The sequence below is a fragment of the Pseudomonas fluorescens group sp. PF-1 genome (assembly GCF_054481335.1).
This window is the reverse complement of the sequence record NZ_JBTMNG010000001.1, coordinates 2,354,925-2,377,437: the sequence shown is the minus strand read 5'-3', so window position 1 is coordinate 2,377,437 and position 22,513 is coordinate 2,354,925. Positions and strand designations below refer to the sequence as shown.

The window sequence follows — 22,513 nt, the reverse complement described above, 5'->3', positions numbered from 1 at the left end:
CCTCCTCATATCAGTCTGCGGATCTTGCTGAACCTGATGAGTATCAAGATCAGGTATAGACACCACGCCTCCAAAGTCAACGACATGCGGGTTTCCCATGAGATGGACTGGCAAGCGACGAAAACGGTTCTACACTCGGAACTTGGGGTTTCGGGGGGTTACAGGAGCTGGCCATGGCCAATGCATTCTGGACTCAATCAAATCGGCTGCATAACAGGCTTGGTGCTGTACTGGCCTTTGCCATGCTTACGCTCTCTTGTGCCCATGCAGCGCCACAGCAAGTCAATGGCACGCCCGGTTCACCCAGTGCGACCACGACCATCGACGGCAGATACCTGCCCAACCCTCCTCCGGCGTTTGGCGGGGTCATCAACCTCGACGCCACGACCTCCACGCCCTACTGGTCCCCGACCGTCGTGCCTCCCAAAAATGCGCCGAACGTCTTGTTGATCATCACTGACGACGTCGGCTTCGGCGCGCCCAGTACGTTCGGCGGTCTCATCCCGACGCCGAGCATGGATCGCGTTGCGGCAGCTGGATTGCGCTTCACGCAATTCAATTCGACGGCACTGTGCTCGCCCACACGTGCAGCCTTGATCACCGGACGCAACCACCACTCCGTCGGTTTCGGCGTCATCTCGGAAATCTCAACGGGATACCCCGGTTACAACAGCGTCATCACCAAGGACAAAGTGACCATTGGCAAAATCCTCAAGGACAACGGCTATGCAACGTCGTGGTTCGGTAAAAACCACAACACGCCGTCATTCCAGATCAGTCAGGCCGGTCCGTTTGATCAGTGGCCCATTGGTATGGGCTTTGACTATTTCTACGGTTTCATGGGTGGCGAAACCAACCAGTGGCAACCGGGTAATCTGATGCGCAACACCACGCCCATCCACCCTTACGTCGGCAAACCGGGGTGGAACCTGATCACCGCAATGGCCGATGACGCCGTTGGCTATGTCAATGAATTGAATGCACTCGATCCGAAGAAACCGTTCTTTCTTTACTACGCGCCCGGTGGTACCCACGCACCGCATCACCCGACGCCCGAATGGGTCGACAAATTCAAGGGCAAGTTCGACATGGGGTGGAATGCTGCGCGCGAACAGATCTTCGCCAATCAGAAGCGGCTTGGCGTTATCCCGCCGACCGCCAAGCTCACACCGTGGCCGGATTCACTGAAAAAATGGGACGAACTTTCGGCGGACGAGAAAAAACTGTATGCCCACCAGATGGAAGTCTATGCGGCCTATCTCGCGTACACCGATCATGAAATCGGTCGGGTGATCCAGGCGATTGATGACATGGGCAAGCTCGACAACACGCTGATCATCTACATCAGTGGTGACAATGGCAGTAGCGCAGAAGGCACCCCTAACGGCACCCCAAACGAGATGACCACTTTCAACGGAATCGACGTGCCGGTCGCCGAACAAATGAAGTACCTGGATGCCTGGGGGTCGGACCAGACCTATCCACACATGGCCGTGGGCTGGACCTGGGCCATGGACACCCCCTTCAAGTGGACCAAGCAAATTGCTTCGCATTTTGGTGGCACCCGCCAGGGCATGGCCATCTCCTGGCCGAACCGGATCAAGGATGCCGGCGGCATCCGTAACCAGTTCCACCACGTCATTGACATTGAGCCGACGATTCTTGAAGCCACCGGCATTGATGCACCGCTCCAGGTAGACGGCATTGCGCAAAAGCCCATCGAAGGCACGAGCATGACTTACCTCTTCGACAAGCAGAATGCCGAAAAGCCGTCTACACGCACCACGCAGTATTTCGAGATGTTTGGAATGCGCGCGCTTTATCACGAAGGCTGGATGGCATCGACGACGCCCTACCGCGCACCTTGGGACATTACTTCTCAGCCACCCAAGGACATCGTCAATGGCGTCAAATGGGAGCTGTACGACATCACCAAGGACTGGACGCAGAATGACGATATCGCCGCCGCCAACCCTGCAAAACTCAAGGAGCTACAGGATCTGTTCTGGGTGGAAGCGAACAAATATCAGGTGCTGCCGCTCGACGCTTCCGGCTTTACGCGCGTCATTGCACAGAGGCCGAGCATCGTGGCCGGACGCACCGAGTTCGAATACCTTTCGCCGGTGACGGGCATTCTTCCAGGCAACGAGCCCAACGTGTTGAACAAGTCCTACCTCATTACGGCTGACATCACTGTTCCGGAAAACGGCGGCGACGGTGTCCTGGTGACCGACGGCGGCCGCTTTGGGGGTTACGCGCTGTACCTCCTGAAAGGCAAGCCGATCTTCAACTACAACCTTGAAGGCGTTGCGCGATTCCGCTGGGAAGGGACCGAGGCGCTCACCCCCGGAAAGCACAGCATCAGCTTTGATTTCAAATATGCCGGGCCGGGATTCGGTAAAGGCGGCACCGGCGTGCTGTCGGTGGATGGCAAGCAACTGGCCAGTCAGACGATCCCCCACAGTGTTCCATTCGTCTTCGGTGTGGATGAAAGTTTCGATGTGGGTTCCGACACCGGCACCCCCGTCGATGACAAGGACTATCAGGTACCGTTTGCATTCACCGGTTCACTGCACAAACTGACCGTCAAGCTCGAACCAACGCAGTTGAATGTCGCGGGCAAGGAAGCCGTTCAAAACAAGGTTGGCACCAAAGACTAGGGAACAGCACGCGGATCAACTCGCACGAGATGATCCGCGATTGGCCTGCGACAGGCGCCTTAGTAACCATCGGAACGAATGAGCCTGTTGCGTGAGCGCGGTGCCCCCGCCTGCACCATTTCCCGTTCAGCTAAACGCGTTGGGCAGGTGACCAAACCTGCCCAACGCAAACGACCTGACAGACCTTCGTGAATCGCCTAACCCAAGGTGTTCAAACACACCACCTTGGGTTGAGTCATTTCCTCATAGGCAAAGCGCACCCCTTCCCGGCCCAGGCTGCCGTACTTCGAACCGCCAAACGGCATTGCATCGAAGCGGTAGTCGGAAGAGTCGTTGATCATCACCCCTCCGGCTTCGATCCTCCGTGCAGCGCTCATCGCCGTCGCCAGGTCATTGGTGAAGATCCCCGCATGCAAGCTGTATTCGGGTTCATTGGCCAGATCGATGGCTTCGTCGAACGATTCAAAGCACTGCAAGACCACCACCGGAGCGAAGACTTCATTGCGCCAGAGACGACTGGAGTGGTCGACGTTTTCCAGTACAGTCGCCGCGTAGCACGATCCCTGGCGTCGATGACCGCACAGTAAAGTCGCGCCCGCTTGCAACGCCTCGTTCACGACTTGCTCGGCATTCTGTGCCGCTTGCGCCGTAATCATCGGCCCGATGTCGGTATCGGCCAGCATCGGGTCGCCGGCTACAAGCGCTCGGGCCCGGCTGACGAAACGCTCCCGGAAGGCGTCATAAATCGACGCCTGAATCAGCAAGCGCTGAGTGCCAACGCAATTCTGCCCTGCCGCCCAGAAGGCACCGGACAGGCAGCTCTCGACGGCGGCTTCAAGGTCGCAATCACCCATGACAATCACCGGCGCATTGCCGCCCAGGTCCATGGCCAGTTTCTTCAAGCCGGCCGTGCGGGCGATCTGCTCACCGGTGACGAAGCCGCCGGTGAAGGAAATCATCCGCACTTCACGGGATGCGACCAAAGCCTTGCCCAGCTCCGCACCACCGGTGGCGACCGTCACCACTGTTTCAGGCAAGCCCGCCGCGACCAGACAGGACACCAGCTTGATGGCCGACAACGGCGCAAGCTCCGACGGCTTGAGAATCACCGCATTACCACCGGCGATGGCCGGACCGAGTTTGTGCGCCACCAGATTCAGCGGATCGTTGTACGGCGTGATCGCGACGATCAGGCCCAAGGGCTCGCGGGAAAACCAGCCCTGACGCGATTCGGAGCCTTCATACGCGTCGAAGGGCACCACCTCGCCGGCATTGCGCTTGGCTTCCTCGGCCGACAACTTCAAGGTGTTGATGCAGCGCTTGACCTCTTTTTCCGCCTGCTTAAGCGTCTTTCCGGCCTCGGCGACGATCAGACGGGCAAACGCACCGGCATCTCGCTCGATGTTGATAGCCGCTTGCTCGAGAATGCGCGCCCGCCGATGACGCGGCAGTGCGGCGCAAGCCCGGGCGCCCTGGCGCCCGCTCTCCAGCAATTGCGGAACCTGCGATGCGCAGACATTGGTTACGCTGCCGATGACGGTGCCGTCAAAGGGGTTCAAGACTTCAATGGGCGGCTCCACGATATCCAGGGCCAGGCGCGATGGTTTCACAGGCTTACTCCTGGTTGTGTGCATGGGTTTGATGGATGCTGATGATGTCCGACAGCAATGCGAACGCTGTTTCCGTGCGCCCGGCCCCCGGCCCCGAAACCGTCACGGCGCCAAGCAGCCCGGTGGTAAAAGACACGGCATTGGTCGCGCCGCAGACACTGGCCAACGGATGGTCGTTGCTCAACAGACGTGGCTCGACACTGGCGCTGACCGAGCCATCGACATGACGTTGGGCCGCCCCGATCAGCTTCCAGCGAGCGCCGTCCTGCCGGGCCTTTTCGATGTCGCCAAGGTTGAGGGACGAAATACCGCTGCAGGTGACGTCGTTGACCGTCAGCCTGGCGTCCAGCAGTTCGTTGGCCAGGATCACAACCTTGAGGCGCACGTCATGCCCCTCGACATCGGCAGTCGGGTCGGCTTCGGCGTAACCCAGCTCCTGCGCCTTGGCAACGGCCTCGGCGAACCCGAGACCACCTTCCATGGAGGTGAGAACGAAGTTGGACGTGCCGTTGAGAATCCCCTCGAAACCGACAATGGAACTGCCCGCCAGCGCCTGCCTGGCCAGGCGAATGACTGGCGTGCCACTCATCACCGAACCTTCGTATTCGAAGGCAACGTTGTTGTGGCGGGCCAGTGCCTTGAGCTCGCTACCGTGCAAGGCAATGGGCCCCTTGTTGGTGGTCACGACATGTTTGCCACCCTCGAGCGCCCAACGGCAGAACGACGTCGCCGGTTCACCGTCCACCGGGTTGGTAAAGGTGGCTTCAACAATGATGTCCGCTCCCGAATCCTTGATCACCGCTTCATTGAGGGCGGTGACTTCACCACCCGGCAGCTGCGCCAAGGCACCTTTGGCGGCTGGCAATCGGGCCAGCACGCCGGCGTCCAATCCTTCACGGCCAATGATCGAGCCTAGAAACAAGTCGGTCACACCGACAATTTTCAGGGTGAAACCCAGCTCGGTTTTCCACTGTTCGTTACGTTCGGCAATCAGCTGAGCCAACGCCCGGTTCACACCGCCAAAGCCAACCAGCGCCAGTTTGTATTCAGTCATTTTGTTATGCCCCCTGATCCGGGTGATGGGTTGTTGGGGACTAGGTTAGGGCTCAGGCCAGGGCAGTGAAATAGGCCAATTTGCTCTATTTTGTGGGCGTTTTGACCAGCGCCGGAGCAAAGTTTCAGGCAAAAAAAAAGCCAACGCAGGTTGGCTTATGGCTGCACGAGAACAGGGCTATACGACCGACGACAAGACGAAGGAGGTCACGGTGTTTTCCACGCCAGGCAATGCGGCAATTTCAGTCCAGACCTTGTGCACCCGTTGCGGGCTCGCCGCGCCGACCCGCAGCATCAAGTCGAACTCGCCGCTCATTACATCGCACTGGAGGACCTCCGGAATTTCCCGCAGCGCTTGCAGCACTTCTGCGCCGCGCATCCGGTCGTAGCGGTACACGAAAATCACCGCGTTGATGTCCGAGGCGGCTTGTCGCCCTTCGCCGGTTTTCACCGTATAGCCCTGTATGACACCGTCCCGTTCAAGTCGCTCGATACGCTGACGCACGGCGTTGCGCGACAGGTTGACCTTGGCCGCCAACTCGGCGTGTGCAGCCCTGGCATTGAGCCGTAGCTGCGCGATGATGTGCTCATCGAGAGGGTCCAGAATTCGCTTCACTTGGCCTCCTGTTGCCGCGTCTTCACAGCGTGTTCAGCAACGCATGGATGGTATCGAGGTCGTCCGGCTCAATCCGGTAAAGCTGCGCGTGGCCTTGTGCCGCGACCTCACGTTGCGGCACCGCCAGGCTGATGCCCAGTTCGCCCAACAGCGCCGCTGACTTGGCCGGTGAAATTTCCCCCAGGGTCACCATCGGCGCGACCAGGCTTCGACGATACAACCTGGCCGCCAGGACGCCGGTGGCGGTATGCGGGTCGATGACGTAACCGGTGTCGTGATACAGCGAAGTGATTTCCTTCAGCGTCTGCTCATCACTGACCGCGTAGGAGTCGATGATCATCCGCGCCTGCAACCAGAACTCGTTGGCAATGACCATCTCGCCGCTGGACTCGAAACCCGCCATCAGGGCACTTACCGCCTGATCGTCATGCCCGTAGAGCTCCCAGACAAAACGTTCCAGATTGGCAAAAACCGACAGGTCCATGGCCGGCGACAACGTCTTGTTGGCGCGCGATCGGCTGTAGTGGTTCTTCTGAAACAGCTGATGCAACGCGTCATTCTGATTGGTCGCCACAATCACCTGGGTGATCGGCAGGCCCATTTTCTGCGCGATGTAGCCGGCATACACCTCGGCAAAACTCGCGGCGGGCACGCTGAAACCGATCGGTCGTTGACCACCTCCCAGTTGCAGCACCGCGTGGAAGTAAAACACCAGTTGCGCCAATACGCTGACCCAATTGCTGGAGTTGAAACTGATCACCTCATGCTGCGCACAGGGCCACTGTCGCAATAGCCGGGTGACAATGGTCTGGCACTCGTCGAAGCTGCCGTTGACGGCAAACTGATGAACCCTTGGGTGTGCCACGGCCTGAAGATGCCGGAGTTGGTCCTGGGGCACGCCCGTCTCCGGGTAAAACACCATCACGGTGGTTTCTTCGCAGTGCTTGAACGCTTCGATGGCCGCCAGCCCGGTATCGCCGTTGGTGGCGCCGATCACCACCCCGCTGCGCCCGCGTTTACGCAGAAAGTGCTGCACCAGCCGAGCCTGCAACTGAGCAGCGAAATCCTTCGAAGAGCGAGTCGGCCCGTGGAACAACTCCAACACCCACTCGTTACGATCGACCTGATGCAAAGGTGCCAGGGAGCGATGACTGAACTGGCTGCCTGCCTCTTTCAACAGGCGCTTGAGGTCAGCCTCGGCGATCGCCTCACCCACAAACGGGCTGATCACTCTGTAGGCCAGCTCGTCGTAGGACAAGGTCGACCAATTGGCAATGTCCTGTGATTCAAACAGCGGCAATTGGAGCGGTACGAACAGCCCTCCATCCTCGGCGACTCCCGACAACACGACCTTTTCGAAATCGACCTGCACGGCCGAATTCCGGGTACTCACATAACGCATGGTTGGCTCCGGCGATTTATTTGAAACGATGGGCCTGCTCGACCAGCCAGGTGGAAAATATCGCCGCGTCGGGGTGCTGCTCGGCCCCGGAATCGCGTACGAGGTAAAAAGACTCGCTGGCGTCGATACGCTGGGTAAAGGGCTCGACCAGTCGCCCGTCCCGAAGCATGTCATCGACCATCGAGGACCGCGCCAGGGCAATCCCCTGCCCCAGCTCGGCCATGCGCAGGGTGGAAATCAACGTGTCGAATTGCATGCCGGTCGAGAAGTCGACGCTGTGCGCGCCGACCATGTTCAACCAGTAGCCCCAACCCTCCTCGTAACCCAGCACATGCAACAGTGGATGGTTCGATACGTCCGCAGGGACCGTCAGCGGTGACTTCGCCATCAGGTCCGGCGAACACACCGGGAACAGCGTGTCCCAGGTCAGTCGTTGCGACACCAGCCCGGGCCATTGACCGTGGCCCCAGCGAATCTCCATGTCGTCCTCGCCATCGAGCTCCTTGACCCAGATATTGCTGATGTAGCGGATATCCACATGGGGATGAGCCTGGCTGAACGCCAGCAGCTTGGGTGCCAGCCAGTGCACGAAAAACGCCAGGCTGCCGCGCACCTTGATCGGCCGACGTTTGTGTTGGCCAAAAATTTCGTTGGTCCCCACGGCCAGTCGCGTGATGGCGTCCTGCACCACCGGCAGATACGCCTGGCCTTCCTCCGACAGTCCCAGGCCACGGGGCAGGCGCTTGAAGAGTGCGACCCCGAGGTGGCTTTCCAGTTGGCGGATCTGCTGGCTCACGGCGCCCTGGGTCAAACACAGTTCTTCGGCGGCGTGGGTAAAGTTCAAACAGCGGGCAGACACCTCGAATGCCCGCAGCCAGTTCAGTGGGGGTAGCGTCTTTTGCTTCATGGCTTGAACCTCTTGGACGCCCCCTCCACCGAGCACGCTTGCCCATCCCGTCGACGCTGGCTAGAACGCATCGGACGGTTGTGCCAAGGGGGCCACCGACAAGCGTCGCTCGCGGCTTTTGCGGGTAATGTAATACACGAAGTAGCACCAGGCGATGAAGGGCAAACCGAAGTACAACGCCACCCGTTGCTCAGGATCGAAAGCAATCCCGACACACGCCAGGCTGCAGCAGACCAGCGCACCCAACGGCACCCATGGATAACCCCGGACGCGGAATTTTAGGTCGCGGATATCACCGCCATTGGCCACATAGTGACGGCGGAAAGCAATCTGGCTCGCCGCGATACTCATCCACACCACCACGACCGCCAACCCGGAGATCGACACCAGCGCCAGATAGATGGTATCGGCCGCAAACACGCTACTGAGCAACGAAGCAGCGCCACCGGCCATGCTGACGATAATCGCGTTGAGCGGCGTGCCCATGCGGGTCAGGGCCGAGAACTGCTTGGGCAGGTGCCCCTGGTCACTCAGCGTCCAGAGCATCCGCGACGCGGCGTACAACCCGGAGTTGGCGGCCGACAGCAAGGCACTGATGATCACGAAGTTCATGATGTCGGCCGAGTACGGAATCCCGATGTAGGTGAACACCGTCACGAAGGGACTCTCTACCAGACCGGCCTGTTCACGGGGCAACAGGGTCGCCAGAACGAAAATGGTCCCCACGAAAAAGATCGCCAGGCGCAGCACGGTCGTGCGAATGGCACGCGGCACGTTGCGCTGTGGATCTTTGGTTTCCCCAGCGGCAATACCGATCAATTCAGTGCCGGAGAAGGCAAAGGAGACAGCCAGTAATGTCATTGCAATCGGCATGAACCCGGTAGGGAAAAGTCCTTCACGGGTAAAGTTGCTCAAGCCGATACTGTGGCCTTGCTCAATGTGCAACAGACCGAGAATTGCGCCACCGCCAATCATCAGGAACACGATCACGGTCACCACTTTAACCAGCGACAACCAGAACTCGGTCTCGGCAAACAGGCGAACCGAAACCACATTGGTCAGAAACACCATAACTGCAAATAACGCGCTCCAGATCCATACAGGCGTTTCCGGGAACCAGCGCACCATCAAAATGCCGGCGGCGGTGAATTCAGAACCGATGGCCACCGTCCAGGTCAGCCAATACAACCAGGCCACCGTATACCCGGTACCCGGCCCGAGAAACCGGGTGGCGTACGTACTGAATGAACCGGTTTCCGGCATCTGCACCGCCAACTCGCCCAGGCACATCATCACCATGTAAACCATGAGTGCACCGATGATGTAAGCGATCACCGCGCCCAGGGGACCGGCCTGGTTGACCGTATACCCGGACGTGAGAAACAGCCCGGTCCCAATGACGCCGCCTAATGCCAGCATGACAATATGGCGGGTCTGCATTTCCTGTTTAAAACCCGAGCGCGTATCAAGTTGTTGTTCTTTTATGGACATGGTTGTTCTCATGAAAGTTATTAGGGCACGAATTAACGTCTGCTACGACTAACAGGGCAGAGTAAAAAAGTTGCCACTAGGTTTTATTATTATTCCACTTCATGAACTCCCCACTTAAATCCTTGCAGTGAGGCATTAACGTTAAATCTTCAACCGGCTATCCCTGCACATGTTTCATTGATTGAAAGTTGAGAGTTTTCCTGTACCGCTGAGTGGCCCGAACTTCTGACAAAGGCAAAAGCCTGTTTCAGGTCGTCGAGCAGGTCGTCGGTGTCTTCGATGCCGACGGAGATCCGCACCAATCCTTCGCAGATACCCAGGGCCAGTCGCTCCTCCAGCGTGTTCTCGACATGACTGGTGGTCCGGGCCGGGCCATAGATGGTTTCCACCGCACCGAGATTGCCTGCGCAGTGAGCGAAACGCAGGCGTGGCAAGAGCACCTTGACCGTGTCCATGCCGCCCATCACGACAAAGCTGACGATTGCACCAAAGCCGGACATTTGCGCGCACGCCACCGCGTGATTCGGGTGACCGGGCAAGCCGGGATAATTGACCGACTCCACCAACGGTTCGGTGCACAGGTACTCCGCCAGGGCCTGGGCACTGCGTTGCTGCTGACGCATGCGCAGCACCAGGGTTTTCATGCCGCGAATGATCATGTAGGCGGAGAACGGGTCGAGCGTTGCACCGTTGATTTCCCGGTAGTGACGCACCTTGGCCATCAGCCCTTCGCTGCCGCACACCAGGCCACCCAGCACGTCGCCGTGCCCGCTGAGAAACTTGGTCGCACTGTGAATGACCACGTCCACACCCAGCGCCAGCGGGTTCTGGTTCAACGGCGTGGCGAACGTGTTATCCGCCACCACAATGGCACCCACACGCTTGGCAGCGGCCACCAGACGCTGGATATCCAATATTTTGAGGGTCGGATTGGTGGGTGTTTCCAGGTACACCAGTTGGCAACCCTTGGCGATTTCCCGTTCGATTTCTTCGTGATCGAACGTCTCGCACAACGTCACCTGCACACCGGTACGCGGCAGGAACTCTTCGAAAATCTTGTTGGTGCCGCCATAGCTGTCCTTGGTCGACACGACGCGATCGCCATGGGCCAGGAAGGTGTAAAGCACACTGCTTATCGCCGCCATTCCGCTACTGAACGCCACGGCAGACTCGGCCATTTCCAACTCGCGAATTTTTGCCTCGAGGGTCTCGACCGTCGGGTTGCCCATGCGGCTGTAAATGAAGCCCGGTGCCTTGCCCAAAGCGACGTCGTACCAGACGTCGATGTCGTCGTAACCATATGCCGCACTGACGACGATCGGGGTTTGAGTGGCATTGTAGGGATGCCTGACTTGCTCCCCGCCCCACACTGCGCGGGTCCCCGAACCCGCATTTACCAACGCCGCGCTGCCTGGTTTTTTATTCATAAAGACTACTCGCACTGAGGGCGGCGAATGTTGAGTCACTCACCGGATCTGGCGGCCAATATATTGAAAAGCCGCGCCCCCGAGAAACGATGTTATCGGTGCCTGAGGGCTGCTTTTTTTAATGGCTGTCCGGCGTGGGGGGGCAGATCGATCGCGGGGGCAAGGTCGGGCAGCCAGGCGTGCAACGAAGCCGTGGCCTTGGGCCAATTGTGCGGCCATAGCCGATCGACCAGGACACGTCGTCCATCTTCGGCGGCGACAGGCTCGTCGACAGGCTTGCACTGGATCATCAGCGTTTACCCCCTCCATTCCCGCGGGCTCACCCCGGTCTTGCGCCGAAACGCCCGAGCCAAAGCCGAGGGGCTTTCGTAACCGACCTCTTCGGCGATCAGGGCAATGGGCTTGCCCTCGCGCAAGCGTTTCTGCGCCAGGCTGATGCGCCAGCTCACCAGATAATCCACCGGCGTCTGCCCGACCACCCGCCGAAAATGCTCGGCGAAACTGGCCCGCGACATGTTGGCCGCCACCGACAGTTCCGCCACGCTCCAGGCCTTGCCGGGGGCCTCGTGCATAAGGTTCAGGGGGCGTGCCAGACGCGAATCGGCGAGACCGGCCATCATGCCCGGCTGTTGATTGCGGCTGCTCAGAATGTGCCGCAGCAACAGAATCACCAGCAGCTCGAACAAGCGGTCCATGACGGCTTCACGCCCGCAGGTGCCGTCAAAAGCCTCGTTGAACAGCCATTCCAGGGTGCTGGCCAGGGTCGGGATTTCATCGAGTTTCAGCACCATGTAATCCGGCAACGCGCCGGCCAGGGCATTGCCCGAGCCGCCATCGAAGTTCAGCGAGGCACAAACCAACTGCGTGGCCGATGCTTGCGTGGCGGATAAGCGGTGACGGTAAGGCCGGGGGAAAAAGATCAGCGTCGGCTCGGTGATCTTCAGCTCCCGCTCATCGGCCAGTTTCAGCACGACCTCCCCGGCCTGCAGCAAATGCAGATGACCGCACGTCTGGCTGCCATCGAAAGCCGAGGTGCCGCAAAACGTGCCGCTGTGAAAGGTGCCGGCATTGACGCCGAAATGCGTGAGCAACGTGGACAAGCGATCCATGAGGGGGGCTCCCGAAGGCAGTTCTGGACGATCTGTTGCATATCGTCGACGATTTGCACCCAATAGACCAGCCCAGGTCTTTAGCATGAACTCCGTACCCAGCGCCTGTCGCGCTAGAACCCTCGGAGAATCATCATGACCCGCATTTCCCCTGTCAGCCTCGAACACGCCACCGACGCCACCCGCCCGCTGCTGGAAGGCGTGCAAAAGAAAATCGGCTTCCTGCCCAACGTTTTCAGAGTCCTGGCCCACGCCCCTGCCGTGCTCACCTCCTACGTGCAGAACTCGGCAGCATTGGGCAAGACGTCCCTGAGCGCAACGCAAAAGGAAGCCATCTTCCTTGCCACGTCACAGGTCAACGGTTGCGACTACTGCCTGGCGGCCCACACGCTGTTTGCCGGCAAGGCCGGTCTGTCCAGCCAGGACATCCTGAGCGCCCGTGACGGCAAGCTCGACGCCTATGCCCTGCTGGCACAGCAAATCACTGAAAGTCGTGGACACCTGAGCAGCGAGCAGATAGCAGCGGCACGCGCCGCCGGTCTCGACGACGGCAAGATCATCGAAGTGATTGCCCATGTGGCTTCGCAGACGCTGACCAACTACCTGAACAACGTCGCGCTGACCGATATCGACTTCCCGGCCATCGATGCCTGAGCCACTTCAAGAACGGAGAACCGACCATGAACACCGTGACCCTGTACACCACCGACACCTGCCCTTACTGCCGCAGTGCCAAGTCACTGCTGGCCAGCAAAGGCATCACCCTGCAGGAAATCAACATTCAGACCCAGCCGGGCAAACTCGAAGAAATGCTCAGCCGCAGTGGCCGGCGCAGCGTGCCGCAGATTTTCATCGGCGACACGCATATCGGCGGCTTCGACGACCTGGCCAAACTGGATCGCCAGGGCGGCTTGATGTCGATGCTGGCTTGAGCCAGAACGGTCCAGGCCCAACACCACCCTGTGGCGAGGGCGCTTGCCGGAACGCCGCACCGTCCCGTTGGGCTGCTCAGCGGCCCCAAAAATGGGGACTGCGATGCAGTCCAGCGGGCGCAAGCTCCCTCGCCACACAAGCGCGATACCGGGCATCGCCCGGCGCATCCGACCAAACAACGCTCTAACGTGCGCGTCATGACCTAACCTCATAGGCTAAATGACTCATCACCCATCGAGCACGCCTATGCGCAATGCCTTGAAGTCCGTGATATTCATCGTTTTCGTGCTATTGGCGTCAAGCGGCGCGATGCTGTCGGCGGCGCCCATGCTCGATGTCCCGGGCGCCGGCGCGAGCAGCGCTGTTGCCAGGGTGTCCGACAGTGATCTGGAGGCGCTGCAAGGCCAACTCAACAGCCTCAAACAACAGGTCTCTCAGGTCAGCAATTACAACCAACTGGAAGCCCCGCAGGACTTGGTTCAGGCGCTGATCAAGGAGGCTGATCGCCTGTCGGCACTGTTGTTGCCCGACCAAGCGCAATTACAGTCCCAACTGGGGGTGCTGAGCCCTGCTCCGCTGGCCGAGGCCACGCTGGAGGAGTCCGATATCGCCAGCCAAAGGGCTGCGCTCACAGATCAAAAGAACAAGGTCGATTACAAACTTGGAACCCTGGCGGCGATCAAAGCCAGTGCTGCCGAATTGCTCACCCAGATTGCTGTGATCCGGCGCAGCCTGCTGGAAACCGAAGTGACCCAACGCACCCGGAGCATCCTCAATCCCTGGTTTTGGGTCCCGCTATTCGATCCACCTGCCGACGACCGGCAACGGCTGATCGAATTCATACAGCAAGCGGGCAACACGCTGCATTCGGTCTGGCAACCGGGCAAGCGCCTCTTGACCAGCGTACTCGTGATATTCGCCGTGGTCCTGTGGGGCCTGGGCCGTCGGCTCGCCGAACGCGGACTGACCTGGGTGTGCATTCACCGCATGCCCGAGGGACGACTGCGCCGCAGCGCCCTCGCGCTCGCGTCGGTCGTCGCCACGGTGCTGACCGCCGGTATCGCCCTGCGTGTACTGTTTTTTGCCCTCACCCGCGAACTGCCGTTGACACCGCAACTGGCAGGGTTTTCCGAGGAATTCGAAAAAATCGTCTACACCTGCGTGATGATCACCGGTTTGAGCCGTGCGCTGTTGTCCACCCAACATCCATCATGGCGACTGCCGGCCATTGCCGACGAGGTGGCACTGGCGATCAAACCCTATCCCCGGCGATTGGCTGCCGTCTTGCTGGTGGCCGTGTCATTGGCCCAGATGACCAATGCCACCGGCATGAGCACCGAGGTCGTGATCACGGTCCGTGGATTGGTCGCACTTATCATCTCAACCTTGATCGGTTCGATTCTGTTACGGGTCAACAGAACCCGGCGCGCCATGGTGGTGGCCGGCGCTGCGCCTGAGGCGGGCCGGACGCTGGCTGGCGTGGTGTATGCCTTCGCCAGCATCGCGACCGTGGCCTCGCTGTTCGCCCTGCTCATTGGCTACGTGTCGCTGTCGCGCTTCATCACTTACGAACTGGTCTGGTTGTTCATCATTTTTGCCGGTTTCTATTTGCTGATACAGCTGCTCAAGGACAGCTGTGAGTACCTGTTTTCACCTCGGCAACCCACCGGCAAAACGCTCAAGCAGTTACTCGGTATTGGCGATACGCGCCTGGAGCAGATCTCGGTCATTTTGTCTGGCGTCGGTCGTGCCGCCCTGTTGCTGATCGCTTTCATCTCGCTGCTGGTGGGTGGCGTGGGCTCGACCCTCGGCCAACTGGCAAACAACACCCTGGCGATGCTTGGCGGTGACGGCCTGCGTAAACTGAACATTGTCCCGGCCAATCTGCTGCACGGCCTGCTGGCGCTGCTGATCGGCATGTATCTGGTGCGGACCCTGAGCCGCTGGCTGGACAACGAGTTGCTGCCGAAAACGGAAATGGACCCGGGCATGTGCGCCTCACTCAGCACACTGTTTTCCAACATCGGCTATGCCCTGGTGATCCTGCTCATGCTGTCGTCGCTGGGGGTCAAGTGGACCAACCTGGCGTGGATCGTCAGCGCCTTGTCCGTGGGGATCGGCTTCGGTCTTCAAGAGATCGTGAAGAACTTCGTCTCCGGCCTGATTCTGCTCACCGAACGCCCGGTGAAGGTCGGCGACCTGATCAGCATCAGCGGGGTTGAAGGCGATATCCGCCGGATCAATGTGCGGGCCACCGAAATACAACTGGCCGACCGCTCGATTGTCATCGTGCCGAACTCGCAGCTGATTTCGCAGAACCTGCGCAACGTCACCCTGGGCGGCAGCGCCCAAGGCGTGGCGATACTTGAACTGACCTTCCCGCTGGACATCGACCCGGAGCAGGTGCGCAACCTGCTGTACGACACCTTCTGCGAGCACGAATCCATCCTGGAAAAACCGATGCCCTTCGTGCGTTTCAGCCAGCTGAAACCCGAAGGCATTACGCTGACGATCACCGGTTACGTCGCCAGCCCACGCACGGTCGGCTCGATAAAGAGCGAACTGCTGTTTGAGATACTCAAGCGACTGGGCGCCGCCGGGATCGAACTGGCGAAACCGCCACCGGCGGCGTGATACCCGATCACGCCGCAGGCGACCCTTGCATCAATGCGCAATACACACGGATTTAAGCTCGGTAAAAGCCTCGATCACCGCACGCCCAAACTCACGGCCCATGCCCGATTGTTTGACCCCGCCGAACGGCATCGCCGGGTCGAGCAGCACGTGGGCGTTGACCCAGACCGTACCGGCTTCGATGCGCGGCACCAGGTTCATGGCTTTGCTCAGGTCGTTGGTCCACAGGCTGGCGGCCAGGCCATAGCGGTTGTCGTTGGCCAGTTCGATCACGGCATCCTCATCGTCGAACGGCATCACGCCCAGCACCGGGCCGAACACTTCTTCACGGGCCACGGCCATGCTGTGGTCGATGTCGGCGAGGATCGTCGGCTGGACGTAGAAGCCGTCGCCTTCGACCCGTTCGCCACCCGAGACCACGCGGGCGCCTTCCTGACGGGCCAGTTCGATGTGCTTGAGCACGCTTTGCTGCTGCTTGCGCGACACCAGCGGGTTGATCGCCGCATCACAGTTCATGCCCGCGCCCATCGGCATGGCCGACACCGCCGCCGCCAGGGCTTCGACGAATCGGTCGTGGATCGAGCGGTGCACGTAGAAACGCGAGGCGGCGGCACACACCTGACCATTGTTCAGCAGGCCACCGAGGATCGCCCCCTGCACGGCTTTTTCAACATCGGCATCGGCGAGCACGATCATCGGGTTCTTGCCGCCCAGTTCCAGGGAGAAACGCGTCATGTTGGCCATGCACGCCACGCCGACGCTTTTGCCAACGGCGGTAGAACCGGTGAACGAGACCTTGCTCACCAGCGGATGCTGGGTCAGCACGCCACCGACCGAGGCACCGCCACCGGTCACGACGTTGAACACGCCTGCCGGAATGCCGGCCTCCAGCGCGAGCTCCGCCAGACGCATGGCGGTCAGCGGGGTTTCCATGGCCGGCTTGATGATCACCGTGCAACCGGTGGCCAGCGCCGGCATCAGTTTCCAGGCGGCGATCAGCAGCGGGAAGTTCCACGGCACGATACCGACCACCACACCCACCGGCTCACGCTTGGTGAAGGCGGTGAACCTGGCACCCGGTGGCAACGGGATCGACACGTCGAAGGTCTGCCCTTCGATCTTGGTCGCCCAGCCGGACATGTAGCGCATGAATTCCACAGTGGCGTTCAGGTCCAGGGCGCGGGCCATGTTGATCGACTTGCCCTGGCTCAGGGTTTCCAGCTGCGCCAGCTCTTCGGCGTGCTCTTCCACCAGGCGGGTGAAGTTGAGCAGGATGCGCTCGCGATCCGCCGGACGCAGTGCCGACCAGACCCCGGACTTGAATGCCTTGTGCGACGACTGCACGGCACGCTCGACGATTTCGGGCGGTGCATCGAGGGTTTCGCAGAGGGTCTGCCCGGTGGCCGGGTTGACCACGGCAATGCTGTCGCCTTCGGCAAACACCCACTGACCGTCAATGAAGCAGCCGTGGCGGCGTTCGATAAATGCAGCCACCTGCGGCAGGATTTCAACGTTACTCATAATTCACCTTTCAATAAAACCGTTCGGTGTGAAGGTTGGATCAGCCAGGAAACCGGCCGCTTAGTGTTGTTCTTTGAGGAAGCACACGACCGCCTGGCGATCGTCCGCCGAAGCCAGGCCCATGTAAGGCATGTAGGTGCCAGGCACGTAGGCCTGAGGCTGGGTAATCAGTTGCGCGATGTTCTCGGCTTGCCAGTCGATGTTTTTGTTGCGCATGGCTTGCGAGTAGCTGAAGCCCTCCAGCGAGCCGGACTTGCGCCCGACCACACCCGCCAGGTTCGGCCCCATCATGCCGGTCGCGCCTTTGGTCACCGAATGGCAAACCCCGCATTCATTGGCAAACACCTCGGCGCCGTGGCGTTGATCGGGGGCGCAATCGGCCGCCAGCGCCGCCTGGGCCAGGGCCAACGACAACAATCCGAAAAGAGGCAAACGCAGGGAGGTAAACATAGGAAACGACCTTGAAAATCCGCGCATTCGCCAGCAAGCGAACGCCAACTCTGAAAGTGCCGGGACAACGGTGCCCCGGCAGGTTGATCAGGATTGTCGGTGGTCGGTGATTCGCAGGTTTTGCCCTGCGTGCCAGTCGTGTTGGCGGTTCTGCCAAATCGATCATCTGATGAGGGACTTGCCTATTCGCAAGGCATGCCCGATTTCTGGCGAAGCGTGAGAGATCATTCTCGGTTTCTTTGAGCAGATGAAGCCTTGACCACCGGAGCAGCCGCTGCGCGGATAAATGCCTCATCGAGTGTGTTCGCTTCGTATCGACGCATAAATTCTTCACCAGAACTGAACGGGCTAAACTGATGGTTGCTGATCATGTAAAACTTGTCACAGTGACTCGCAACCTCATCAATATTATGGGATGAAACCAGAACTGCCACTCCCTCATTTGCCGCTCCACGCAAACATTTCCAAATGTAATATCGAAATTCAGGATCTACTCCCGCAGTAGGTTCATCCAATATCACCAAACTCGCCCCCACCGCCAACAACGATAGCGTGAAGAACCAGCGTTTCTCCCCATAACTACAAACCGATGACTTTTTTTCCCAGATTTCCTTATAACGCTCAACTATTTCCGGACTCCAAACCACAAGCTTTTTCAACGCCTGCTCTTGCGATACAGGTGTCGGAGAGCACAGCAACGAAATCATCTTGAAGATATCAAACATACGTAGCACGGGAGGCGTCATGATAGTCTGCGACAAATAAAGCTGACTGGAAAAACCATTAAACAACTGGCCGTTATCCGTCTTTATTAACCCACATACGATGTCAAAAAAAGTAGTTTTTCCAGACCCATTAGGGCCCAACAGCCCAGTAATAGCTCCTGGAAAAACTTCAATATTTGCCTCATTAAATATTGTCCGCCTGGAATATCCGAAGCATAGCGATCGAGCACTCAAAACACTCATCAGTATCGACTCCATACAGGGTTTATTCGTAAAAAACGAAGCGAAATCGAAAAGACAACGACAAACAAAATAACAACCCAAGCAACAAGAAAATAATGCTGCTCAAAGCCACCCAACATAATTTGATTTGCAATATAAAGAGGATTGATTTTATTAAACGCATCCATTGCATAATGAGAGTCACGACTTCCAAGAACACCTAACACAAGCATTGAAAATAATACTATTGAGAACGTGGTATTACTGTTTTGATAATTCATCGGCACCAAACTAAGCAAAATGCCGAGCACACAAAAAAACATGTAACATACATAAAACCTGGAAATAACCCGAAACAACCCGACCAAATCTCCCCCGCCAACACAGGAACAAGTCAAGACATAAAAAACAATGCAGTAGATTAAAGCAATGAGAGAGTAAGCCAGAAATTGCGACGCCATGAATAACAACCTGGCATCAGGCGCGTATACAAACGATCTAATAAACCCACTTTCCCTTCTGCCTATAATATAAAAAGCAAAACCAAAAAAAGCGACACTTGAAGAAAGATAAGCATAAAACCAAGAGGTATTTTCCAGATAATTAATTTTCGAGAAAGGATATCCCCCTCTGGAATAACCCAACAAATAATATGTCGCAACGGGAGAAACAATCATCCAAAAAAGTGCGATTGGCTCTTTCAACTGTTCTTTTATAAATAACCACGACAGTGCAAAGCACCTTATCATTGCAAAAGTTGGCATAAGTCACCTTTTCATGGAAATGGAACCATAATTTTTCTACGACCAGGAAATATCTTCCCAACAAATTCTTCAGAATATTTATTGAGGATATTTATCCCCCTGGAGTTATTCATATGTAGAAAAAAATCGGGAGAAATAAACTTGCAGAAATAATACAACTCATTACTCATGGCCAGATAATTTACATACAAATAACCATCCACTTTCCGTTTATTCAAGACAGTCAAAAAATTTTGCAAACTGAAATCAGGTAACGAATTCGGAACGACAACCTTATTAAATTCAACATCCGTGATTTCTTGATAAGTCTCATAAGCGTTACAGCTTAGAAAATATCTCAGATAAGAATCCTCAATCTCCGCCACATCACCGCCGGTAGCTTGAAAAAGGTCTATAAACCTATAGGTCTGCCATAATTCATATAACGACTTTTCGAGTGCAGCTTTAAGTGTTTCCGCGTACGAAATTCCGGCACAATATTTGACATGACGCGTTTTATCTTTTTGGCCGTAAACAGCTAATAGGCATAAACCAGGATAGGTAGCATCAGAAACATCGATAATGGTGACTTCTCCGGATTTGGAAAGTGCTTCGTACACTGAGCATGCGCCACTTTGTCTCAGGGCTAATCGGACATCATTTACCGAAACTAAACGAGCGCATTGTTTTGTCAGCCAAAACTTTGCAAGAAACTGCCTCTCTAGATATTCCTTTATCGATCCGAAAACAGCCTCCTCAAAGCGCCAGTGAAAACTGCACCCACAGGTATCTCGCAACGGATATATCGTGTTCTCGCTTTCAATTTTATGATAATTAAGAGATATACATGCGGTTGGTATATAGCAGTCAGACCAGTCCGACACACGAGACACCTTGGTTAAGTTATAGGAATGATTGAGAGCCTGTTCAAATACCAACCCGTCCTCATTAGTCTGAGTAAATGCGAAGGCAAATTTCTCCGCCTCTATATTCGCTAGCGAGTAATTGAGATGACCAACCACATCCGATTTAACTTCCATATAGAAATGCCGCCTCTCAAAATACTCCCCTAACGCCGTCTTTATAGAGGATGACCCGTTACCTATTCCAGACCCACCATTTAACCAAGAATCTACCAACTCAACTGAGGATGGAAAGGATAACAAGCAGGATGGTTGATAAATCAGCGCACTTGGAAGCGTTGCTAAATGACCAGGATTATTCAGCATCATGTTGTTCACCGATAAAGTGTACACATACAGGAAAGAATAGCGTCGGATTAAGTCCTATTGCCTTACTCAGCATCGTATCGGTATACGCTGACCATAACCTGCTTCGCAGACCCAGTTTTTTGGCCTGCAATTCAATCAACATATAAATGGAACCCACTTCCATCAACGCAAGTCTGTAACCACGATACCTATATTTGAACAGCGTCTTGGGAATGTAAACAAAATAAGCAATTACAATCGAAGGTGTACCAATGCTCCCAGGAGAAGAAAGTACTGCACTCTTGATGTCATCAACGTTTTGTGTTCCCTGCACTATTTCAAATGTTCTGGATTGAGGTAGCAAATGCAATATTTTTTCCGGACAAGGCCAACTTTTCTCATCTTCCATAAACGAACAAATAAAAACCTCAGCTGGATATAGCGCTCCACCGCTTGGATACCCGCGTTTATAACTACCTTTGCGAGAAGAGAGAATCGGGGAAATTAATTTTTCAATCTTTGAAAAGTCTATGTTCGTACTGGAAAATGAATCACACGACTCATTTCGACGAATAGGCGAATCAGACTCTAATTCGACCCCAACGGGAAAAGTCAAATTTAGATCAGGATAAAGTCGCAATTCGTTGCCGGTAAGCTTGGCAAGATGCTTATCATTTATACAGTGCAGACGAGTAGCATGCTTGAATGCATCATGAATCGTATAATTACCCTTCGCATGAAAGCTCAGAGTTTCCTCATGAACAGCCGAATTCATAAATTTTAGATAATAGTCGTGCGGTATATACTTCATCCCTGCACCCTCAAGCAATCACACATATGCCAGTGAGAGGTGGCAACCTCTCTTACAAAACATCCAGCAAAATCAATATGAGAATCTTGAAGTATATTATCCTGATAGCGAAATTCATTATCACTACTTGTTAGCAGTTTTATTTTTCTTATGACCGCTCCAACCACCAATGATTGCTGTAGTAAACTCAGCGAATTGACAGGAACGGCCATGTGCTTGTTTTTGCAATACCGAAGTAACTTTGACCATGTTTTCCTGGCACTATGATACTCCTCATAATTTATCAACCTATCTATATTGCAAAAATGACATGGATTCCCAATCTTCGGACAATATGGCTGACTGATACAATAAGCATCACCCACAGAGTAACAAACACTGATCGCACTTTCAGGTGCCACATTTGCAAGCTCGAAGTATATTTTTTTTATTAATTCATAATCATAATTCCTGCACATTATGACAATGTAATATTTTTTATTTAATGTTTGATCCCTGACCAACCCAGAAATACTGCACACCTCCAACGGAGTATTTATTTCAGATCGCAACAACTCCTCCAGATTAATATTCTCATCCCAATCATGAGCCACAATCGTTTTATCGAAATACAGATCCTCACAGGCATCCTTTATAGAGATTATTTTTTCTAGAAAATCAAAGGCGGGTTCTGGATTTAAGCCATGCGTCGACAACACCTCATTGAGTTCACTCCTAGAAATATTTTTATAACTTTGCAACTTATTCAGCGCCGCCAGTAGCGGTGGAGAGCTTATTTTTGACACTCCTTTTTTTGAAACCACCAAATTATCGGAGTTAAAATCAAGAATCTCGTAGCTTTGTATATTTAGCATTTCGCAATCCCTTTGCATGGCTTTTCTGGATAACCCAGAAAAGCCATATCTGATGAACTATCAGCTGTTGTCGGATGAAAGTTGTGGAGTTATGGCGTTCCCGCCACTCCCACCGCTTCCGCCACTCCCACCAC

At 56.1% G+C, this 22,513-nt stretch carries 20 protein-coding genes; 4 read left to right on the top strand and 16 right to left on the bottom strand.

Annotated elements, in window-relative coordinates; genetic code table 11:
• Positions 1–173 precede the first annotated feature (173 nt).
• The gene (locus tag ACX3YD_RS11345; RefSeq protein ID WP_458959971.1) at positions 174–2,660 is read left to right on the top strand and encodes an arylsulfatase; all 2,487 of its coding nucleotides are present in this window, start codon (positions 174–176) and stop codon (positions 2,658–2,660) included.
• A 197-nt stretch (positions 2,661–2,857) separates the two neighbouring features.
• On the opposite strand, the gene ACX3YD_RS11340 is transcribed toward ACX3YD_RS11345, so the two are convergent.
• The 9 genes from ACX3YD_RS11340 to ACX3YD_RS11300 all read right to left on the bottom strand — a co-directional run bounded on the left by ACX3YD_RS11340 (position 2,858) and on the right by ACX3YD_RS11300 (position 12,275).
• Entirely contained in the window at positions 2,858–4,270 is a 1,413-nt protein-coding gene (locus ACX3YD_RS11340; RefSeq protein WP_458959970.1) for an aldehyde dehydrogenase family protein, read from the bottom strand.
• 4 nt (positions 4,271–4,274) lie between these two features.
• Complete coding sequence (locus tag ACX3YD_RS11335; RefSeq protein WP_458959969.1) at positions 4,275–5,324, bottom strand: homoserine dehydrogenase; 1,050 nt, start codon at positions 5,322–5,324, stop codon at positions 4,275–4,277.
• Between the two features lie 177 nt (positions 5,325–5,501).
• Positions 5,502–5,939, bottom strand: coding sequence for an Lrp/AsnC family transcriptional regulator (locus ACX3YD_RS11330; RefSeq protein WP_047530378.1), 438 nt, complete (start codon positions 5,937–5,939; stop codon positions 5,502–5,504).
• 22 nt (positions 5,940–5,961) lie between these two features.
• On the bottom strand, positions 5,962–7,341 hold the full coding sequence (gene thrC, locus ACX3YD_RS11325; RefSeq protein ID WP_458959968.1) for a threonine synthase: 1,380 nt from the start codon (positions 7,339–7,341) through the stop codon (positions 5,962–5,964).
• Positions 7,342–7,357: 16 nt separating this feature from the next.
• Positions 7,358–8,248 (bottom strand): LysR substrate-binding domain-containing protein, encoded by an 891-nt coding sequence (locus ACX3YD_RS11320; protein ID WP_458959967.1) that lies wholly within the window; start codon positions 8,246–8,248, stop codon positions 7,358–7,360.
• Between the two features lie 60 nt (positions 8,249–8,308).
• Positions 8,309–9,739, bottom strand: a complete 1,431-nt coding sequence (locus tag ACX3YD_RS11315) for an amino acid permease (RefSeq protein WP_103404989.1) — start codon at positions 9,737–9,739, stop codon at positions 8,309–8,311.
• Positions 9,740–9,888: 149 nt separating this feature from the next.
• Positions 9,889–11,166, bottom strand: coding sequence for a cystathionine gamma-synthase family protein (locus ACX3YD_RS11310; RefSeq protein ID WP_458959966.1), 1,278 nt, complete (start codon positions 11,164–11,166; stop codon positions 9,889–9,891).
• A 92-nt stretch (positions 11,167–11,258) separates the two neighbouring features.
• Positions 11,259–11,456 carry a DUF488 family protein, N3 subclade gene (locus ACX3YD_RS11305; protein WP_458959965.1) on the bottom strand — a complete coding sequence of 66 codons (198 nt, stop codon included), beginning with the start codon at positions 11,454–11,456 and terminating at the stop codon, positions 11,259–11,261.
• Between the two features lie 6 nt (positions 11,457–11,462).
• A complete protein-coding gene (locus ACX3YD_RS11300) occupies positions 11,463–12,275 on the bottom strand; it encodes an AraC family transcriptional regulator (protein ID WP_103404991.1) in 813 nt (270 codons plus the stop codon).
• Positions 12,276–12,410: 135 nt separating this feature from the next.
• On the opposite strand from ACX3YD_RS11300, the gene ACX3YD_RS11295 reads away from it, so the two are divergent.
• From ACX3YD_RS11295 to ACX3YD_RS11285, 3 genes are all read left to right on the top strand, one after another.
• The gene (locus ACX3YD_RS11295; protein WP_458959964.1) at positions 12,411–12,929 is read left to right on the top strand and encodes a carboxymuconolactone decarboxylase family protein; all 519 of its coding nucleotides are present in this window, start codon (positions 12,411–12,413) and stop codon (positions 12,927–12,929) included.
• Positions 12,930–12,955: 26 nt separating this feature from the next.
• Positions 12,956–13,207, top strand: coding sequence for a glutaredoxin 3 (gene grxC / locus ACX3YD_RS11290; protein ID WP_103404993.1), 252 nt, complete (start codon positions 12,956–12,958; stop codon positions 13,205–13,207).
• Positions 13,208–13,454: 247 nt separating this feature from the next.
• On the top strand, positions 13,455–15,842 hold the full coding sequence (locus ACX3YD_RS11285; protein WP_458959963.1) for a DUF3772 domain-containing protein: 2,388 nt from the start codon (positions 13,455–13,457) through the stop codon (positions 15,840–15,842).
• 30 nt (positions 15,843–15,872) lie between these two features.
• Here ACX3YD_RS11285 and ACX3YD_RS11280 read toward each other — a convergent pair whose 3' ends face one another.
• The 7 genes from ACX3YD_RS11280 to ACX3YD_RS11250 all read right to left on the bottom strand — a co-directional run bounded on the left by ACX3YD_RS11280 (position 15,873) and on the right by ACX3YD_RS11250 (position 22,379).
• Entirely contained in the window at positions 15,873–17,363 is a 1,491-nt protein-coding gene (locus ACX3YD_RS11280; RefSeq protein WP_458959962.1) for an aldehyde dehydrogenase family protein, read from the bottom strand.
• Between the two features lie 60 nt (positions 17,364–17,423).
• Complete coding sequence (locus tag ACX3YD_RS11275) at positions 17,424–17,813, bottom strand: c-type cytochrome (RefSeq protein ID WP_090462842.1); 390 nt, start codon at positions 17,811–17,813, stop codon at positions 17,424–17,426.
• A 224-nt stretch (positions 17,814–18,037) separates the two neighbouring features.
• The gene (locus ACX3YD_RS11270; protein ID WP_458959961.1) at positions 18,038–18,781 is read right to left on the bottom strand and encodes an AAA family ATPase; all 744 of its coding nucleotides are present in this window, start codon (positions 18,779–18,781) and stop codon (positions 18,038–18,040) included.
• Entirely contained in the window at positions 18,781–19,524 is a 744-nt protein-coding gene (locus ACX3YD_RS11265; RefSeq protein ID WP_458959960.1) for an ABC transporter permease, read from the bottom strand. Before ACX3YD_RS11265 ends, ACX3YD_RS11270 begins: the two co-directional genes overlap by 1 nt.
• An 11-nt stretch (positions 19,525–19,535) precedes the next feature.
• A complete protein-coding gene (locus ACX3YD_RS11260) occupies positions 19,536–20,735 on the bottom strand; it encodes a YcaO-like family protein (RefSeq protein WP_458959959.1) in 1,200 nt (399 codons plus the stop codon).
• Positions 20,722–21,525, bottom strand: coding sequence for a SagB/ThcOx family dehydrogenase (locus ACX3YD_RS11255; protein WP_458959958.1), 804 nt, complete (start codon positions 21,523–21,525; stop codon positions 20,722–20,724). The genes ACX3YD_RS11260 and ACX3YD_RS11255 overlap by 14 nt, the downstream gene beginning before the upstream one ends.
• Positions 21,522–22,379: an McbB family protein gene (locus ACX3YD_RS11250; protein ID WP_458959957.1), complete on the bottom strand. Its 858-nt coding sequence runs from the start codon at positions 22,377–22,379 to the stop codon at positions 21,522–21,524. The genes ACX3YD_RS11255 and ACX3YD_RS11250 overlap by 4 nt, the downstream gene beginning before the upstream one ends.
• Positions 22,380–22,513: the final 134 nt, after the last annotated feature.

Bases quoted from the DNA above. Each gene is read 5' to 3' on its own strand.
- ACX3YD_RS11345 (WP_458959971.1), top strand. From the start codon at position 174: ATGGCCAATGCATTCTGGACTCAATCAAATCGGCTGCATAACAGGCTT.
- ACX3YD_RS11335 (WP_458959969.1), bottom strand. From the start codon at position 5,324: ATGACTGAATACAAACTGGCGCTGGTTGGCTTTGGCGGTGTGAACCGG.
- thrC (WP_458959968.1), bottom strand. From the start codon at position 7,341: ATGCGTTATGTGAGTACCCGGAATTCGGCCGTGCAGGTCGATTTCGAA.
- ACX3YD_RS11320 (WP_458959967.1), bottom strand. From the start codon at position 8,248: ATGAAGCAAAAGACGCTACCCCCACTGAACTGGCTGCGGGCATTCGAG.
- ACX3YD_RS11315 (WP_103404989.1), bottom strand. From the start codon at position 9,739: ATGTCCATAAAAGAACAACAACTTGATACGCGCTCGGGTTTTAAACAG.
- ACX3YD_RS11310 (WP_458959966.1), bottom strand. From the start codon at position 11,166: ATGAATAAAAAACCAGGCAGCGCGGCGTTGGTAAATGCGGGTTCGGGG.
- ACX3YD_RS11305 (WP_458959965.1), bottom strand. From the start codon at position 11,456: ATGATCCAGTGCAAGCCTGTCGACGAGCCTGTCGCCGCCGAAGATGGA.
- ACX3YD_RS11300 (WP_103404991.1), bottom strand. From the start codon at position 12,275: ATGGATCGCTTGTCCACGTTGCTCACGCATTTCGGCGTCAATGCCGGC.
- ACX3YD_RS11295 (WP_458959964.1), top strand. From the start codon at position 12,411: ATGACCCGCATTTCCCCTGTCAGCCTCGAACACGCCACCGACGCCACC.
- grxC (WP_103404993.1), top strand. From the start codon at position 12,956: ATGAACACCGTGACCCTGTACACCACCGACACCTGCCCTTACTGCCGC.
- ACX3YD_RS11285 (WP_458959963.1), top strand. From the start codon at position 13,455: ATGCGCAATGCCTTGAAGTCCGTGATATTCATCGTTTTCGTGCTATTG.
- ACX3YD_RS11280 (WP_458959962.1), bottom strand. From the start codon at position 17,363: ATGAGTAACGTTGAAATCCTGCCGCAGGTGGCTGCATTTATCGAACGC.
- ACX3YD_RS11275 (WP_090462842.1), bottom strand. From the start codon at position 17,813: ATGTTTACCTCCCTGCGTTTGCCTCTTTTCGGATTGTTGTCGTTGGCC.
- ACX3YD_RS11270 (WP_458959961.1), bottom strand. From the start codon at position 18,781: ATGAGTGTTTTGAGTGCTCGATCGCTATGCTTCGGATATTCCAGGCGG.
- ACX3YD_RS11265 (WP_458959960.1), bottom strand. From the start codon at position 19,524: ATGCCAACTTTTGCAATGATAAGGTGCTTTGCACTGTCGTGGTTATTT.
- ACX3YD_RS11260 (WP_458959959.1), bottom strand. From the start codon at position 20,735: ATGATGCTGAATAATCCTGGTCATTTAGCAACGCTTCCAAGTGCGCTG.
- ACX3YD_RS11255 (WP_458959958.1), bottom strand. From the start codon at position 21,525: ATGAAGTATATACCGCACGACTATTATCTAAAATTTATGAATTCGGCT.
- ACX3YD_RS11250 (WP_458959957.1), bottom strand. From the start codon at position 22,379: ATGCTAAATATACAAAGCTACGAGATTCTTGATTTTAACTCCGATAAT.